12 protein-coding genes are annotated in these 16,989 nt (G+C 68.4%); 9 read left to right on the top strand and 3 right to left on the bottom strand.

Going from position 1 to position 16,989, the window contains the following annotated elements; all coding sequences use genetic code 11:
- Positions 1-463: 463 nt before the first annotated feature.
- Positions 464-1,213, top strand: coding sequence for a GntR family transcriptional regulator (locus tag FZ983_RS31900; protein ID WP_149228753.1), 750 nt, complete (start codon positions 464-466; stop codon positions 1,211-1,213).
- 20 nt (positions 1,214-1,233) lie between these two features.
- On the opposite strand, the gene FZ983_RS31905 is transcribed toward FZ983_RS31900, so the two are convergent.
- Positions 1,234-3,645 carry a transketolase gene (locus FZ983_RS31905; protein WP_149228755.1) on the bottom strand — a complete coding sequence of 804 codons (2,412 nt, stop codon included), beginning with the start codon at positions 3,643-3,645 and terminating at the stop codon, positions 1,234-1,236.
- 132 nt (positions 3,646-3,777) lie between these two features.
- On the opposite strand from FZ983_RS31905, the gene FZ983_RS31910 reads away from it, so the two are divergent.
- From FZ983_RS31910 to FZ983_RS31950, 8 genes are all read left to right on the top strand, one after another.
- On the top strand, positions 3,778-4,260 hold the full coding sequence (locus tag FZ983_RS31910) for an Lrp/AsnC family transcriptional regulator (protein WP_149228757.1): 483 nt from the start codon (positions 3,778-3,780) through the stop codon (positions 4,258-4,260).
- 527 nt (positions 4,261-4,787) lie between these two features.
- Positions 4,788-8,894 (top strand): Pls/PosA family non-ribosomal peptide synthetase, encoded by a 4,107-nt coding sequence (locus FZ983_RS31915; RefSeq protein ID WP_149228760.1) that lies wholly within the window; start codon positions 4,788-4,790, stop codon positions 8,892-8,894.
- Between the two features lie 311 nt (positions 8,895-9,205).
- Positions 9,206-10,831, top strand: coding sequence for a fumarate hydratase (locus FZ983_RS31925; protein WP_149228762.1), 1,626 nt, complete (start codon positions 9,206-9,208; stop codon positions 10,829-10,831).
- Between the two features lie 123 nt (positions 10,832-10,954).
- The gene (locus FZ983_RS31930) at positions 10,955-11,194 is read left to right on the top strand and encodes a type II toxin-antitoxin system CcdA family antitoxin (protein ID WP_149228764.1); all 240 of its coding nucleotides are present in this window, start codon (positions 10,955-10,957) and stop codon (positions 11,192-11,194) included.
- Positions 11,194-11,511, top strand: coding sequence for a CcdB family protein (locus tag FZ983_RS31935; RefSeq protein WP_149228766.1), 318 nt, complete (start codon positions 11,194-11,196; stop codon positions 11,509-11,511). The genes FZ983_RS31930 and FZ983_RS31935 overlap by 1 nt, the downstream gene beginning before the upstream one ends.
- Positions 11,512-11,518: 7 nt before the next feature.
- The gene (locus FZ983_RS31940) at positions 11,519-12,199 is read left to right on the top strand and encodes an RNA pseudouridine synthase (protein ID WP_149228768.1); all 681 of its coding nucleotides are present in this window, start codon (positions 11,519-11,521) and stop codon (positions 12,197-12,199) included.
- 97 nt (positions 12,200-12,296) lie between these two features.
- Positions 12,297-13,745, top strand: a complete 1,449-nt coding sequence (locus FZ983_RS31945; protein ID WP_149228770.1) for an ATP-binding protein — start codon at positions 12,297-12,299, stop codon at positions 13,743-13,745.
- Between the two features lie 117 nt (positions 13,746-13,862).
- A complete protein-coding gene (locus FZ983_RS31950; protein WP_149228772.1) occupies positions 13,863-14,561 on the top strand; it encodes a pirin family protein in 699 nt (232 codons plus the stop codon).
- Positions 14,562-14,565: 4 nt separating this feature from the next.
- On the opposite strand, the gene FZ983_RS31955 is transcribed toward FZ983_RS31950, so the two are convergent.
- Both FZ983_RS31955 and FZ983_RS31960 read right to left on the bottom strand, forming a co-directional pair.
- Positions 14,566-15,588 (bottom strand): TIGR01620 family protein, encoded by a 1,023-nt coding sequence (locus tag FZ983_RS31955; protein WP_149228774.1) that lies wholly within the window; start codon positions 15,586-15,588, stop codon positions 14,566-14,568.
- Positions 15,585-16,979: a YcjX family protein gene (locus FZ983_RS31960; protein WP_149228776.1), complete on the bottom strand. Its 1,395-nt coding sequence runs from the start codon at positions 16,977-16,979 to the stop codon at positions 15,585-15,587. Before FZ983_RS31960 ends, FZ983_RS31955 begins: the two co-directional genes overlap by 4 nt.
- Positions 16,980-16,989 lie beyond the last annotated feature (10 nt).

Raw genomic sequence — 16,989 nt, forward strand, 5'->3', positions numbered from 1 at the left:
ATCTCCTGAAACGTCGATACTGATACAGTTTCTCTGCTCAAAAGATGCACAGACGATCCTCATTGTGCCGATCCCCGCAGGAACCAACACCCCAAGGCCGCAACGGCTACCAACTGCCGCCGCCTGCGCATCCCTTCTCACAACACGGTATAAACTTGTCAAAGAACCCGCCCGATGCAGAAACCGAGAGCTCCACCGAACCTCTGGGGTTCGGATCGTAAGCGCCGGTTTGTCGGGCTTCCCCGTCGCGTGTCGGTCGCTGCCGTGTCGGCGGCGCCGGCGTCGTTCGCGTCGGGAGGCGTCTTATATGCGGGACACACCGAACCGCGCAAGCACTTTTTTCACCACCATGACGATTTTCTGACCATACGGCGTCAGCGGCGCCATTCGCCCGGTCCGTTGCAAATGTTGAAACGTCTGACCTTCTGACCATAGAGTTGTTCGAAACCAGCAGCGAGCGCACATGCCGGTCGAGTTCGAGAGCGTCGTCACCGTCAGCGCAGCCAAGCAGATCGCCGATAGCCTGCGTGCCGCCATCATGGACGGGCGGCTGAAGGTGGACGAGCGGCTGCCGACGGAAGAGGAACTGGCGCTGCGCTTCAAGGTCTCGCGCCCGACCGTGCGGGAAGCCCTGAAACGTCTGGCGGCCCAGCACCTGATCCGCTCCCGCCGCGGCCCGACCGGCGGAAATTTCGTCGCCAGCCCGGCACCGGAGGACGCGGCGCGGTCTCTGGCCAACGCCACCACCCTGATGGTCGCGGTGGGCGACATCGGGCTGGACGACATGGCGACGGCGCGCCTGGAGCTGGAAGGTGTCTGCTGCCGGCTGGCGGCCGCGCGGGACGATGCGGAATTGGCCGTTCCGCTGGCGACGATGCGGAATGAATTGGCGCGGCAGGGCGACGCTGCACTGACCGACGAGGAATTCTGCGCCTCGGACGTGCGCTTCCACCGCGCCTTGGTGGATGCCGCCGGCAATGCCCTGCTGTCCTACCTGATGCATGCCGTGGTCGAGGCGCTGCAGCCGGTCAGCAACATGATCATCTATCGGGTGCGGGAACGCGAGGCCATCGTCGGCTTCCACGCCCGCCTGCTGGAGGCGCTGGAAAGGCGGGATGCCGAGGCCGCGATGGCGGCGCTCGGCACGCTGGTCGACTACACCCGCGACCGCTACCGCGAGGCGCTCGAAAAGCGGGCCGAGCGCGCCGGCTGAAAATCGATCAGCCGACGCATTCAACCGATTGCGCGCAAGTGGCGGACCGGCCGGCCGGGAGAGGCCGCTTCCGCCGCCGCGACGATGCCGTGGGCGTCGATGCCGTGGTGGCGGTAGAGATCGGCGATGGTGCCGGTCTGGCCGAAATGCTCCACCCCCAGCGCCCGCGTGCGGTGACCGGCGACGGAGCCGAGCCAGCCCAGCGTCGTCGGATGGCCGTCCACCACGGTGACCAGGGCGCAATGGGGCGGCACCCCCTCCAGCAGCCGCTCGATATGGCCGCGGGCATGGGTCAGGCCGCGCTCGCGCGCCCGCTGAGCGGCGCTCCAGCCGGCAGTCAGCCGGTCGGCGGAAGTCACCGCCAGCAGGCCCACATCGCGCCGGTCCTCGCCCAGCATGCCGACCGCCGCGATGGCCTCGGGAGCGACGGCGCCGGTGTAGGCGATCACCACCTGGGCGTTCGGCCCCGGCTTGCGCAGCCAATAGGCACCGTCGACGATGTCGCGGGCGAGATCCTCGTCCATCGTCCGGGTCGGCTGCTCCAGCGCGCGGGAGGACAGGCGCAGATAAACCGAGCCGCCGGTCTCGTCGCGCAGCCAGTTGCGCTCGTCCGGTGTCCCCTCCCCGTCCCGCTGCATGTAGTCGAAGGTCCAGCGCATCACCACCGCAAGTTCGTCGGCGAAGGCGGGCTCGAAATAGGCCAAGCCATCCTGCGCCATGCCGACCAGCGGGGTGGCGATGGACTGGTGCGCCCCGCCCTCCGGCGCCAGCGTGACGCCGGACGGCGTCGCCACCAGCATGAAGCGGGCATCCTGGTAGCAGGCGTAGTTCAGCTGGTCGGCGCCGCGCATGATGAAGGGATCGTAGACCGTGCCGATCGGCAGCAGCCGCTCCCCGAACAGGCTGTGCGACAGGCCCAGCGCCGACAGCAGGATGAACAGGTTGGACTCGGCGATGCCCAGCTCCAGATGCTGGCCCTTCGGCGAGAAATCCCAGCTGTAGGTGGAGGGGATGCGTTCCTTCTTGAACAGGTCGGCCATTTCGCTCTTGGCGAACAGGCCGCGCCGGTTCACCCAGGCGCCCAGGTTGGTGGAGACGGTGACGTCCGGCGCGGTGGTGACGATGCGTTCGGCCAGCGCCGAGCGTTCGCGCCCGATCTCGTTCAGGATCAGACCGAAGGCGGCCTGGGTCGACAGGCTCTTCTGCGTCGGGGTCTGCAGGACGGCCGGCACGGTCACCGCCGGCGCCTCGTAGCGGCGGCGGCCCTTCCGGGCGAAGGGGACGCGACGCAGGAGGTCGTCCAGTGCGGCTTCCGGCAGGGAGAGGCCCTCGAACCGGTCCCATTCATGGCCCGGACGGACCTTGTTGGCGGCGCGGAAGCCGTCCATCTGCTCGCGCGTCAGCAGGCCGGAATGATTATCCTTGTGACCGGCCAGCGGCAGGCCGAAGCCCTTCACCGTGTAGGCGATGAAGCAGACCGGCCGGTCATGGGTGCGAGCCTCGGCGAAGGCCTCCAGCAGCGACGGCAGGTCATGGCCGCCGAGATTGCCCATCAGACGGGCCAGTTCCTCGTCGCTGCGGCGCTCGATCAGGCGGGTGACGTCGCCCTGGTCGCCCAAATCGTCCATCAGGCGGCGGCGCCACGCGGCACCGCCCTGGTAGGTCAGGGCCGAATAGAGCTGGTTGGGACAGCTGTCGATCCAGTGGCGCAGGCGCTCGCCGCCCGGCTCCTTGAACGCCTCCTGCATCAAGGTGCCGTATTTCAGGATCACCACGTCCCAGCCGAAGGCGCGGAAGATGTTCTCCAGCCGCTCCCACAGCCCTTCGCGGATCACCGCGTCCAGGCTCTGGCGGTTGTAGTCGACGATCCACCAGGTGTTGCGCAGGCCGTGCTTCCACCCCTCCTGCAGGGCTTCGAAGATGTTGCCCTCGTCCATCTCGGCATCGCCGACCAGCGAGACCATGCGCCCCTCCGGCAGGCCGGGCGCCCAGCCCTTGGCCTTCAGGTAATCCTGAACCAGCGAGGCGAAGAGGGTCTGCGCCACCCCCAGCCCGACCGAGCCGGTGGAGAAATCGACGTCGTCCACGTCCTTGGTGCGGGACGGGTAGGACTGGGCGCCCTTGTAGCCGCGGAAATTCTCCAGCTTCTCCCGCGTCTGGTTGCCCAGCAGATATTGGATGGCGTGGAAGATCGGGCTGGCATGGGGCTTCACCGCCACCCGGTCCTCCGGCCGGAGGGCCGAGAAATAGAGCGCCGTCAGGATGGTCGACATCGAGGCGCTGGAAGCCTGATGGCCGCCGATCTTCAGCCCGTCCAGGTTGGGGCGGACATGGTTGGCGTTGTGGATGGTCCAGGAGGCGAGCCAGAGGACCTTGCGCTCCAGCTCGGCCAGGCAGGCGAGATCGGCGGAGGACGGCTGGATCGCGGTCATGGGGAGGCTCCCGGATGGAGGTTATGGTTGGACAAGCCTATCATTTGTGATCGGGCAGATGCTTGCAAAGTGGCGCCAGCCGCGGCTCCGCTTTAGCATTGAATGCCAATCCAGCGCGGGGCGCAGCATTCGATGCCAAAACAAACTCTCGACCGCATAGACCGGAAGATCCTGGCCGCCCTTCAGGAGGATGGCCGCCTGCCCAACAACGAACTTGCGGAGCGGGTCGGCCTGTCGCCCTCCCCCTGCCTCAGGCGGGTCAAGGTGCTGGAGGACGCCGGGGTGATCGCCCGCTATGTGGCGCTGGTCGACCCGGCCTCGGTCGATCTGCCGGTCAACATCTTCGTCAGCGTCAGCCTGGAACGGCAGGTGGAAGACCGGCTCGACGGATTCGAGGCGGCGGTGATGGCGCGGCCGGAGGTGCTGGAATGCTATCTGATGACCGGCGACGCAGACTACCTGCTGCGGGTCGTGGTGCCGGACCTCGCCAGCTACGAGCGCTTCCTGAAGGAACACCTGACCCGCATCCCCGGCGTCGCCAGCATCCGCTCCAGCTTCGCGCTGAAACAGGTGCGCTACCGCACCGCCCTGCCGCTGGAACATCTGGGGGAATAGGGCCTTCCCGAAGGACCGGCAACCAGAGCCAAGAGCTGAATTCCCCATGACTGCATCATGAAAAACGAGCGGAGAAGGCCGTTCCAGGCAAGCGGCAGCCATGCAAATGCCGGATGATGCGGACACTGCCGGCGAACCCACATCAGCGAAGGGCCGGCATGTGGTGGCGCCGACGCATGCCCTGACGCATCGGCAGGCATACATAAGGACACCCTTGACCATGGCGCCGCAACGGATCATGAAAGCGCCGTCCGCACGTTCATGTATACGCATGTATCCGGTGTCGGCAGGTCTTATTCTTTCTTTTGGTTGGGGCGAATGTTGCTTGCGCAGCGCTTGGAAAGCCCAAGACTTGCCATCTCCCATCGGTACGGGTGCCGCCATGCCGGACGGCAAGCATTCGTTAACCATAAAGCGCCACAACATGCGAGCGGCCCATCGCCGCGTTCAGCCGACCGCCGGGACCAGCCGATGAACGGGTCCCTCCGGCGCCACCGCGCTGATTCCCTTTGGAAGGCTGACACAGCGTGACTCTGCTGACTGCGCGGGCCGACGGCCCGACCGACGTTTCCCCGGCCGGTCGATCGACGACGTTCCCTTCCCAGACCGCCATTCCAGTGGCGCCGACGCTGAGCGGAACCATCGACCCGTCCCTGCTGCGGGACGAGCTGCTGCCCGACATTCCGCAAGCGACCGCAACGGCGCATCCGGACCGCACGGCCATCATTTATGAAGGCCGGCGCATCAGCTATGCCGAGCTGGAGGCGCGCGCCAACCGAGTCGCCCGCGGCCTGCGGGCGCGTGGGATCGGCCCCGGCTGCTTCGTCGGGCTGTGGATGGCCCGGTCGCTGGACCTTCATGTGGCGCTGCTGGGCATCCTGAAGGCGGGCGCCGCCTATCTGCCCTTCGATGCCGATGCCCCGGCCGAGCGTGTGGCCGTCAGCCTGACCGACTGCGCCGCCCCTGCGATCCTGATCGATCTCGTCACCGGCACCAAGGCGGCGACGCTGGCCGACGCCGGCGCAGACGTCCAGGTCCTGCGCATCGGCGACGTTCTGGGCGACGACGACCGTCCGCTCGACCTGCGCGCCGACGGGGTGACGCCGGACAGCCCGGCCTACGCCATCTACACCTCGGGCTCGACCGGCAAGCCCAAGGGCATCGTCATCAGCCACCGCAACATCTGCCATTACCTGCGCGCCGCCAACAGCGTCTACGGCATCACCGCCGACGACGTGGCGTTCCAGGGCGCCTCGGTCGCCTTCGACCTGTCGCTGGAGGAGATCTTCGTCCCCTATCTGGCCGGTGCCACCCTGTGGGTCGCCAGCCGCCAGGTGCTGGACGAGGCCGACCGGCTGGCCGACGTGCTGAACGAGGCCGGCGTCACCGTTCTGGACACCGTGCCGACCCTGCTGGCGATGCTGCCGAAGGACGTGCCGTCGCTGCGCGTGGTGATCCTGGGCGGCGAGGCCTGTCCGCCGGCCATCGCCGCGCGCTGGTGCCGTCCGGGCCGGCGCCTGTTCAACAGCTACGGCCCGACCGAGGCGACCGTCGTCGCCACGGTGGCCGAGGTGCTGCCCGACACCCCCGTCACCATCGGCCGCCCGATCCCCAACTACACCTGCTATGTGGTGGACGAGGCGCTGCAGCCGGTCGCCGCCGGCAGCCAGGGCGAGCTGCTGATCGGCGGCCCTGGCGTGGCGCAGGGCTATCTCGGCCGGCCGGAGCTGACGGCGGAGAAGTTCATCGCCAATCCGTTCCGCTCCGGCGGAAACGATCCGCTGCTCTACCGCTCCGGCGATGCGGTCAGCCTGGATGCCGACGGCAACCTGCGCTTCCACGGCCGCATCGACGATCAGGTGAAGATCCGCGGCTTCCGGCTGGAGCTGGGCGAGATCGAGGCGAAGCTGACCGACCTGCCGGGCATCGCCCAGGCCACGGTGGTGCTGCGCACCGACAACGGGCTGGACCGTCTGGTCGCCTTCCTGGTCGCCCAGCCCGGCGCCTCCCTCGACAAGACCGCGCTCCGCGACGCGTTGCGCGCCCAGCTGCCCGCCTACATGGTGCCCGCGCATTACGAACAGGTGGCGGAGCTGCCGCGCCTGACTTCCGGCAAGGCCGACCGCAAGACCCTGCAGGCGATGGCCCTGACCGAGGATGCCGGCTCGGGCGAGCAGGAGGAGCCGCGCAGCCCGACCGAGGCCGCGCTGCTGGAGGCTGCCCGCCGCGTCTTCCCCGGCCAGTCGATCCCGCTTGAGGCCGACTTCTTCCTCGACCTCGGCGGCCATTCGCTGCTGGCGGCACGCTTCGTGTCGGCGGTGCGCGAGAGCGCCGGGCTGGCCAGCCTGACCCTGCAGGACGTCTACGGCGCCCGCACGCTACGAGCCATGGCCGAACGGCAGGATGCCAAGGCGCCGGCCGGTCACGGCGCCGAGCCGGCCGACCTGTCCTTCGAGCCGCCGCCGCTGCGCCGCCGCCTGCTGTGCGGTCTGGCCCAGGCTGCGGCGCTGCCGGTCATCCTGGCGCTGATGACGGTGCAGTGGCTGGGCGTGTTCGTCAGCTACATGCTGCTGTCGGGCGAGGATGCCGGCCTGCTGGGCGAGGTCACGACGCTGTTCGGCGTCTATGTCGTCATCAACATCGCCACCGTCGCCATCGCCATCGCGGCGAAATGGCTGATCATCGGTAGGACCAAGCCGGGCCGCTATCCGCTGTGGGGCGTCTATTACTATCGCTGGTGGCTGGCCCAGCGCTTCATCGCGCTGGTCCACCTGAAATGGTTCCAGGGATCGCCGCTGATGCGGCTGCTCCTGCGCGCGCTCGGCGCCCGGATCGGCGCCGACGCGATGATCGGCGAGTTCGAATCCGGCGCCATCGATCTGGTCAGCATCGGCCGCGGCGCCTGTACCGGCGGCAAGGTCAAGCTGGCGAATGCCGAGGTGATCGGCAACGAGCTGGTGATCGGCACCATCGAGATCGGCGACGACGCTTATATCGGCACCTCCTGCGTCATCGGGCATGACGCCGTCGTCGCCCCTGGCACCGAGCTGGCCGACCTGACCGCGCTCGCCGCCGGCACCCGCACTGGCGCCTACGAATCCTGGGACGGCTCGCCCGCCCGCAAGGTGGGCATGGTCGACCGCGCCGCCCTGCCCCAGGCTCCGCGTGCCGGCGCCCTCAGGCGGGCGACCCAGGCTCTTGTCTATCTGGTTGCGGTGGTCGGCCTGCCGCCAGTGGCGCTGATCCCGATCTTCCCGGCCTTCTACCTGTTCGACCGGCTCGACGCCTGGATGGGCGGGCTGTTCAAGGTCAACTATCTGATCTATGTCCCCGCCATCGCCTGGCCGACCGCCATGTTCCTGGTGGCGGTCACCGTCCTGCTGATCGCCGCCGCGCGCTGGATCGTGCTGCCGAAGGTGGAAGCGGGATCCTATTCGGTCCACAGCTGGTTCTACGTCCGCAAATGGATCGTGGCGCTGGCGACCGAGGTGATGCTGGAGACCCTCAGCTCGCTCTACGCCACCGTCTACATGCGGGCCTGGTACCGCCTGATGGGCGCCAAGATCGGCCGCGACGCCGAGATCTCGACCAACCTCGCCGGCCGCTACGATCTGGTGGAGATCGGCGAGAAGTGCTTCATCGCCGACGAGGTGGTGCTGGGCGACGAGGACATCCGCCGCGGCTGGATGCATCTGCAGCCGGTGAAGACCGAGGCCCGCGTGTTCGTCGGCAACGACGCCGTGGTGCCGCCGGGCGCCTCGATCCCCACCGGCACGCTGATCGGCATCAAGTCCAAGCCGCCTGCCAATGCCGAGATGCAGGCCGGCGACACCTGGTTCGGCAGCCCGCCGATCAGGCTGCCGGTCCGGCAGAAGTTCGACACCGTGTCGGCCAACTGGACCTTCGAGCCGTCGCGCGCCCGCCGTCTGGGACGCGCCGTGTTCGAGGCGTTCAGCCTGTCGATGCCGACGATGCTGTTCATCACCTTCGGCACCTTCGCGGTGGAGTTCTTCGCCCCCGCCATCCTCGACGGGCGCTGGGGCACCTTCCTTTGGCAGTTCCTGGCGGTCAGCGTCGCCATTCCCTCGGCGATGGTGCTGGTGGTGGCGCTGGTGAAGTGGCTGCTGATGGGCCGTTACGCCCCCACTATGAAGCCGATGTGGTCCTGGTGGGCCATGCGGACGGAGGCGGTGGCCGTGCTCTACTGGGGTCTGGCCGGCAAGGTCCTGCTCGACCATCTGCGCGGCACGCCGATGCTGCCCTGGGTGCTGCGCATCTTCGGCACGAAGTTCGGCAAGGGCGTCTATATGGACACCACCGACATCACCGAGTTCGACTGCGTGTCGGTCGGCGACCATTGCGCCATCAACGCCCTGTCGGCCCTGCAGACCCACCTGTACGAGGACCGCGTGATGAAGGTCGGCCGGGTGAGCGTGGGCACCGGCGTCACCATCGGCGCCGGCGCCACCGTGCTGTACGACACCCATGTCGGCGACTTCGCCCGCCTGGGTCCGCTGACCCTGGTGATGAAGGGCGAGGAAATCCCCGCCCACGGCGAATGGGTCGGCGCCCCGGCCGAGCCGGCCGTCCACGGCCATGAGGCGGTGGACGGGCATGTGAAGGCGGCGGCGTAAGTACAGTTTTGCCCCCACCCTGACCCTCCCCCGCTGGGCGGGGGAGGGGACAAGTGCTTGTGTGGGAGAGCGGCGGCAGTCCCTCCCCCGCCCAGCGGGGGAGGATAGGTGGGGGTCTAACCCTGCACCGGTACGACCACTTCCCCACCATCTCCCCCACGACAAACCGCCGCGCCGCCTTCCGTCCTGCCGATGGTTGTCTCCGCCCCGCAGCGGTGTATAAGGGGGGCCGAGCGCGGCCTGCCCCCTTCGCGCGCCCGGCCGGGCGCGGTTTCGCGGAGGCCGTTGGATCGTCACGAAGGAACGCCCCAATGCCCGACGACATCGCCTCAGCCCGCGGCCTGTTTCCGCTCGCCAAGGACGACACGACCTACCGCAAGCTGACCTCGGATCATGTCTCGGTCGTCGAGTTCGACGGCGAGCAGATCCTGAAGATCGAGCCGGAGGGTCTGCGCCTGCTGGCCGAGGCTGCCTTCTCCGACATCAACCATCTGCTGCGTCCGGGCCATCTCGCCCAACTCGCCAAGATCCTGGACGATGCGGAGGCGTCGGCCAACGACCGCTTCGTGGCGCTCGACCTGCTGAAGAACGCCAACATCGCCGCCGCCGGCACCCTGCCGATGTGCCAGGACACCGGCACCGCCATCATCATGGGCAAGAAGGGCCGCCGCGTCTGGACCAAGGGCGGCGACGAGACCGCCCTGTCCGAAGGTGCGCGCGACGCCTATCTGAAGCGCAACCTGCGCTACAGCCAGCTGGCGCCGATCTCCATGTATGAGGAGAAGAACACCCGCAACAACCTGCCGGCGCAGATCGACATCTATTCCGAGGGCGAGGACTACTACAAGTTCCTGTTCATGGCCAAGGGCGGCGGGTCGGCCAACAAGACCTTCCTGCATCAGGCCACGCCGTCGGTGCTGGCGCCCGACCGGCTGCTGAAGTTCCTGGAAGACAAGATCCGCTATCTCGGCACCTCGGCTTGCCCGCCCTACCACCTCGCCATCGTCATCGGCGGCCTGTCGGCCGAGCAGAACCTGAAGACGGTCAAGCTGGCCTCCGCCCGTTATCTCGACAACCTGCCGACCGAGGGCGGCGAGGACGCGCACGCCTTCCGCGATCTGGCGATGGAGGCCGAGGTCCACAAGCTGACCCAGAACATGGGCATCGGCGCCCAGTTCGGCGGCAAGTATTTCTGCCACGACGTCCGCGTCATCCGCCTGCCGCGCCACGGCGCCTCCATGCCGATCGGCATCGGCGTGTCCTGCTCGGCCGACCGTCAGGCGGTGGGCAAGATCACCAAGGACGGCATCTTCCTGGAGCAGCTGGAGACCGATCCGGCCCAGTATCTGCCGGAGATCGGCGGCGAGCATCTGTCGGACGAGGTCGTGAAGATCGATCTGAACCAGCCGATGGAGCAGATCCGCGCCACGCTCTCCCAGTACCCGATCCGCACCCGCCTGTCGCTGACCGGCCCGCTGATCGTCGCCCGCGATCTGGCCCACGCCAAGCTGCGCGCCCGCCTGGACGCCGGCGAGCCGCTGCCGGACTATTTCAAGAACCACCCGATCTACTATGCCGGCCCGGCCAAGACGCCGGAAGGCTACGCCTCGGGCTCCTTCGGGCCGACCACGGCGGGCCGCATGGACAGCTTCGTCGACCAGTTCCAGGCGGCCGGCGGCTCCATGGTCATGCTGGCCAAGGGCAACCGCAGCCCCGAGGTGACGGCGGCCTGCAAGCAGCATGGCGGCTTCTATCTCGGCTCGATCGGCGGCGCCGCCGCCCGTCTGGCCCAGGACTGCATCAAGAAGGTGGAGTGCGTCGAGTATCCCGAACTCGGCATGGAAGCCATCTGGCGCATCGAGGTCGAGGACTTCCCGGCCTTCATCATCGTCGATGACAAGGGCAACGACTTCTTCAAGGAGTTGAAGCTCGCCTGATTCGGGCCTGTGAGAGGGGGCGCGGTGCCTTGCGGTGGCCGCGCCTTTTTTTGCTGCCTGCTTGCCGGACGGCACCGGGGGCGCCTATCTTCAATGCATCAGTATCGGGGGGAGGGCTTTCCAATGGACGGTGTCTATGACCGGCGCGCACCGAAGCGGGACGTCACCCTGTCGCTGGACGAGGACATCCTTCAGCGCGCGCAGTCCCTCCCCGGCGACCTGTCCGAGCGGGTCGAGAAGCTGCTGGCCGACGAGGTGGCGAAAGCGGACCGCGAACGTCGCCTGGATGCCACGATTGCGGCGCTGAACGACTTCGACGCCAAGTATGGCTCTTTCGCCGACGAACATCTCGATCACCTGTGATGGCTCAATTCGATGTCCATCGGAACCGAACGGCGGCACGCTCGGGCATTCCGTATCTGGTGATCGTGCAATCACAACGTTTCGACGCATCGGCGCGCAGGGTGATCGCACCGCTGCTGCCCGCTGACAAGCTCCCGAGCACGGAACCTTCCTTGACCCCGAGATTCGTGGTTGAAGGCCGTAACGTCATTCTGAATCCACTTCAGCTCGCCTCTGTTCCGACGGACCAAATCGGCGAAAAAGTCTGCTCCCTCGCCGACGACAGCGACCGCATCATCGCCGCCATCGACCTCCTGATTTCCCGTGCCTGGGGATGAGTAGCCCGTGACACCCGCCCAAATCCAAGACCGCATCCTGTACCGCGACGGGCTGATGCTGATCCTCGACAAGCCCGCCGGGCTGCCGGTCCATGCCGGCCCCGCCGGCGGGCCGAACCTGGAGCGGCATTTCGACGCGCTGCGCTTCGGCTTTCCCAAGCCGCCGTCCCTCGCCCACCGGCTGGACCGCGACACGTCGGGTTGCCTGATCCTCGGCCGCCATGCCAAGGCGCTGCGCAAGATCGGCATCCTGTTCCAGAACGGCAAGGTCGACAAAACCTATTGGGCGGTGGTCGCCGGGACGCCGCCGCAGGAGTCCGGGCGGATCGAGCTGCCGCTCGCCAAGGTTTCCAACAAGACCGGCGGCTGGCGCATCGTCGGCTCGCCCGATGGGCAGACCGCGGTGACCGACTATGTCGTGCGCGGGCAGGCAGACGGGCTGACCTGGCTGGAGCTGACGCCGCACACCGGCCGCACCCACCAGATCCGCGTCCATTGCGCCTCCATCGGCTGCCCGTTGGTCGGCGACCCGCAATATGGCGGGCCGGAGGGCAAGCCCCTGCACCTGCACTCCCGCGCCATCTCGCTGCCGCTCTATCCGAAGCGCGACCCGGTGGGTGCGGTGGCGCCGGTCCCACCGCACATGCGGGAGGCGCTGGAGGCTTGCGGATTTACCGAGGCTTCATAGCCTCGACGCTACCCTCGGCCATTGCCGCAATGCGGCAGATGACCCAATGTTGCTGCCTGAAAATGGCGATGGGCGTCACGGCCGAAGGGAAAATCGCATGATACCGACCGGCACCACCACGGCCCGCTGGATGACCGTGCGCTATGCCCTGGCGCTGACGCTGATCGCGCTCGGCACGCTGGCCGGCTTCGTGATGACCGAAGGGGTGATCGGCCAGCATGAACGCATGCTGGAGGTCGTCAACGTCTCCGGCCGCCAGCGCATGCTGTCGCAGCGGACAGCCCTTCTGGTCGAGCGGTTGAAGACCGCCACTGATCCGGCGGTGCGCACCGACCTCGCCCGCCAGCTGGCCGAGACCACCGACATGTTCGAAGCCGCCCACCGCCGGCTGAGCGGCCGGGCCGGGCCGGAGGAAGGCCCGCCGCTGGGGCCGCCCCCCAACGACCTTTTCCATGGCGGCGCCGACCCGCTGGACCCGCTGGTGACCGGGCACATCGCCGCCCTGCGCCGGGTGATCGCCGCCGCAGCCGCCGGCCAGCCCCCCGATCCGGCCGAAGCCGACCGCATCACCTCACAGGCGCTCGGCCCGCTGCTGGATCGGCTGGAGGAGATGGTCGCCCTCTACCAGGAGGAGGGCGAGGCCGGATTCCACACCCTGCATCAACTGGGGTTGGCCGCTCTGCTGGTCACCCTACTGATCCTGGCGGTGGAGGCGCTGGCGATCTTCCGGCCGATGACCCGGCAGGTGCGCCGCCAGTTCACCGAAATCCTGCGCATGGCCGAGACGATCGAGCGGGCCAACGCCACTTTGGAACAGCAGGTTCGCGAACGCACGGCCGAACTGCATGCCGCCAAATCCGCGGCGGAGCAGGCCCACCGCGCCAAATCCCGCTTCCTGGCCCATGCCAGCCACGACCTGCAGCAGCCGCTCCAGGCCATCGGCATGTTCACCGGCATGCTGGAACGCCAGCCGCAAAGCGCCAAGGCGGCGGCCCTGTTGACCGACCTGAAGGCGGCGCAGCGGTCGATGCGCGACCTGCTGAACGCGATCCTCGACATCTCGAAGCTGGAATCCGGCGCGGTGACGCCGAAGCCGGCCGACCTGCCGCTCTCTCCGCTGCTCGACCAGCTGGAGGCGGAGTTCGCCGGGCTGGCGGAGGCCAAGGGCCTGCGGCTGCGCGCCGTCCCGACCAATGCCGTGGTGTGCAGCGACCCGGCGCTGCTGGAGCGCATCGTCCGCAACCTGATCGCCAATGCAATCCGTTACACCGAGACCGGCGGCGTGCTGATCGGCTGCCGCACCCGCGGCGACAGGCTGTGGATCGAGGTCTACGACACCGGACGTGGCATCGCCGAACCCGACCGGCAACGCATCTTCGAGGAATTCGTCCAGCTCGACCGCCCCGACCGCGACCGCAGCGAGGGCATCGGCCTGGGGCTCGCCATCGTCGAACGGCTGGCGCGGCTGCTGGAACATCCGGTGACGGTGCGCTCGGTGGAAGGGCGCGGCACGGTGTTCGCGGTCGGAGTGCCGTTGGCGGGGTGAGATTGTAGCTTCAGTCGCAACGATCTGGTGCGAACCCGCCAGATTGTTCCCCAAGCCGTCCGGTGCCAAATTCCCCTCCAGACAACGGCACACACCCCAACGAGCACGGAGGGTTCCATGATCACCATTCGCCATCGCGACGAGCGCGGGGTTGCCAACATGGGTTGGCTGAACAGCAACCACAGCTTTTCGTTCGGCCATTACTTCGACCCCGGCCATATGGGCTTCCGCGCCCTGCGGGTCATCAACGAGGACCGCGTGATCCCCGGCGCCGGCTTTCCCACCCATGGGCACGCCAACATGGAGATCGTCTCCTACGTGCTGAACGGCGCGCTGGAGCACAAGGACTCCATCGGCACCGGGTCGGTGATCCGTCCGGGCGAGGTCCAGGTGATGAGCGCCGGCCGCGGCATCCGCCACAGCGAGTACAATGCGTCCGACACCGAGCCGGTGCATTTCCTCCAGATCTGGATCCTGCCGGAAGCCAACAACCTGGCCCCCGGCTACCAGCAGGCGGATTTCCCGGCTGCGGAGAAGCAGGGCAAGCTGAAGCTGGTCGGTTCGCGTGACGGGCGCGACGGCAGCGTCACCATCCACCAGGATGTGGATCTGTACGCCGCCCTGCTGGACGGGGAGGAGAGCGCCACCCTGCCCCTGCGCCCCGGCCGCCATGCCTGGGTCCAGGTCGCCCGCGGCCGGGTCCATCTGAACGGCACCCTGCTGAAGGCCGGCGACGGCGCCGCGCTGACGGATGAGGAGGCGGTGACGCTCGACCGCGCCGACGACGCCGAAGTGCTGGTCTTCGACCTCGCCTGACGCGTCACAGCACCTGCTTGGGCACCGACAGCAGTTCCTTCCTGATGCGGTTCAGGCTGGGGCGGTTGTCGGTGCCGAAGGCGATGGGGCGGCACAGATGCATGGCGGTCAGCCCGACCCGCGCGGTCAGCAGGCCGTTGATCACCCCCTGCCCCATCCGGGTGGAGATCGCGGCGGCGAGCGAACCGCCCAAAGCCTCCACCGCCACGTGATGGGCGCTTTCGGTCACCCCGGCAACGGCGATGTTGGCGAGCATCCGGCGCAGCAGCCGCAGCGAGCCGACATAGCCGGGCCGGGCGCCGTAGAGCGATGCGATCTCCCGCACCAGCTTCAGGTTCCGCCAAAGCACCACCGCGAAATCCAAGAGCGCCGCCGGGCTCAGCGCGGTGGCGACGGCGGTGTCGCGCGACGCCAGCAGGACCCGCTGATAGGCGGCGCGGTCCAGCGGGGCCAGTACCTCGCGGTCCAGCAGCCGCACCACCTCATGCTCGTCATGGGCATCGGTGACATGGTCGCGCACACGGGCCAGCGCCGGGGCCAATTCCCGCCGGTCGGCATAGAGCGCCACCAGCGACCCGGCGAAGCGGTCGGCCCGGCCGCCCGGCGCCTCGATTTCCAGTCGCCCGGCCTCCGCCCGCAATTCCTCGATCCGCCGCAGGCGGCGCAGCGACAGCAGTTCGTTCACCAGCATCGCCACGGCGGCGATGCCCGCCGTCGCCGCCAGCAGCGCCACCAGCACGCCCAGCACAAGGCTGGTGGCGAAGGCGCGGTTCAGCAGGTCGGCAGTGTCGAACCCCAGCGCCACCACCACCAGCGCCGCCAGCGCCCCGAACAGCCAGCGTCCCAGCCGGCGGGTCGTCCGCACCGGGGCAGCCGGGGCGGGCAATAGTTCCGCCGGGTCGCCCGATCCGGTCAGCAGCGCCGTCTCCTCCTCCGCCGAGACCGGAGCGGCGCGGTCAAGCTCCAGCTCCATCGGCGGTACCCAGCCCTTCGCGGCCTTGCGGGTGTCGCTGTCGCGCTCCGTCACAGCAGGTAATCCCCCAGCAGGAATTGCAGGGCCTGATCAACGCGGATGTGCGGCAGGCCGCGCGGGTCGCGGCCGAGATCGTCGGGCGGACGGAAGGCCAGGAAATTGTAGGGGCGGTCGCGGCCGGGCGGAAAGGCTTCGGCATCCTCCGGGATCTCGCCGGGGAACAGCACGGTCGGACGGTCGCGCCCCACGGGCACGCCGCGCACACAGCGCAGCTGCCGCCCCTCATGCTCCGTCACCACGCTGTCGGTGCATTTCAGCGCGGCGATGGCCATCGTATCGACCTGGGCGCCCTCGAACCGGATGGCGTTGCGGGCATCGCCGACCAGCCGGTCGAGCAGCGCGCGCAGCTGGGCATGCTGGTGTGCGGCGATGTGATCGGCCTTGGTCGCGGCGAACAGCACCCGGTCGATCTTCGTGCCCAGCAACCAGTCGAGCCAGCCCGACGAGCCGTGGCGGAAGGGCTCCAGGCTCAACTCCAGCGCCCGCTTCATGTCGGCCATCCCGGCCGGCCCGGCGTTCAGCGCCCCCAGCACGTCGATCAGCACGATCTGGCGGTCGAGCTTGGCGAAATGCTCGGAGAAGAAGCGGCGGACGACGTTGGTCTTGTAGGCCTCGTAGCGCTCCTCCATCAGCGCCCACAAGCTGCCGCGCCCCCGCGCCCCGCCGGCCTGGGGCGGGGGCAGCGGACAGAAGGTCAGCAGCGGCGCGTCCTTCATGTCGCCCGGCTCCACGAAGCGGCCCGGCTGGATCAGGCTGAGCAGCGTGTCGGCCCGCCGGCAGGCGTGGAGATAGTCGGTGTAGAGCGCCGCACCCCGCCGCGCCGTCTCCTCCTCCGCCGCTGCCATCGGGTCGATGGTGGCGAGCCAGCCGCGCCAGGAGGCGGACAGCTCGTCGCGCGGCGGCCGGGCGGCAAGCTCCAGCGTCAGCGCGCTCCATTCCGCGAAGCTCTGGCGCAGCAGCGGCAGGTCGAGCAGCCATTCGCCGGGATAATCGACGAGGTCGAGGTTCAGCGTCGCCACCGGCTGCACCGCCCGCTTCAGCGCAGACTCCGGGCGGTAGCGCAGGGAGACGCGCATCTGGCCGATGCCGCGCGTCGGCTCCGGCCAATGGGGATCGGGACCGGTCAAGGCAGCGAGATGGCCTTCGAAATCGAAGCGCGGCACGTCCGGATCGGGCTGCGGCCGCAGCCGTGCCGCCTGGAAGCGGCCCGACGACATGACGTCGAGGAAGGGAAGCCGCCCGGCCTTCAGCAGATTGTCGACGAGCGCGGTGACGAAGACGGTCTTGCCCGCCCGCCGCAGCCCGGTGACGCCGACGCGCACCGTCGATTCCAAAAGAAGCCGGCTGCCGGCATCGTACAGGTCGTTCAGGTGAGGGATACGCACGGGCGGTCGT

Origin of the sequence: Azospirillum sp. B21 (assembly GCF_008364825.1) — a bacterium.
GTDB lineage: Bacteria > Pseudomonadota > Alphaproteobacteria > Azospirillales > Azospirillaceae > Azospirillum.

Coding starts and splice junctions, on each gene's coding strand:
- FZ983_RS31900 (WP_149228753.1), top strand. CDS start 464: ATGCCGGTCGAGTTCGAGAGCGTCGTCACCGTCAGCGCAGCCAAGCAG.
- FZ983_RS31905 (WP_149228755.1), bottom strand. CDS start 3,645: ATGACCGCGATCCAGCCGTCCTCCGCCGATCTCGCCTGCCTGGCCGAG.
- FZ983_RS31910 (WP_149228757.1), top strand. CDS start 3,778: ATGCCAAAACAAACTCTCGACCGCATAGACCGGAAGATCCTGGCCGCC.
- FZ983_RS31925 (WP_149228762.1), top strand. CDS start 9,206: ATGCCCGACGACATCGCCTCAGCCCGCGGCCTGTTTCCGCTCGCCAAG.
- FZ983_RS31930 (WP_149228764.1), top strand. CDS start 10,955: ATGGACGGTGTCTATGACCGGCGCGCACCGAAGCGGGACGTCACCCTG.
- FZ983_RS31935 (WP_149228766.1), top strand. CDS start 11,194: ATGGCTCAATTCGATGTCCATCGGAACCGAACGGCGGCACGCTCGGGC.
- FZ983_RS31945 (WP_149228770.1), top strand. CDS start 12,297: ATGATACCGACCGGCACCACCACGGCCCGCTGGATGACCGTGCGCTAT.
- FZ983_RS31950 (WP_149228772.1), top strand. CDS start 13,863: ATGATCACCATTCGCCATCGCGACGAGCGCGGGGTTGCCAACATGGGT.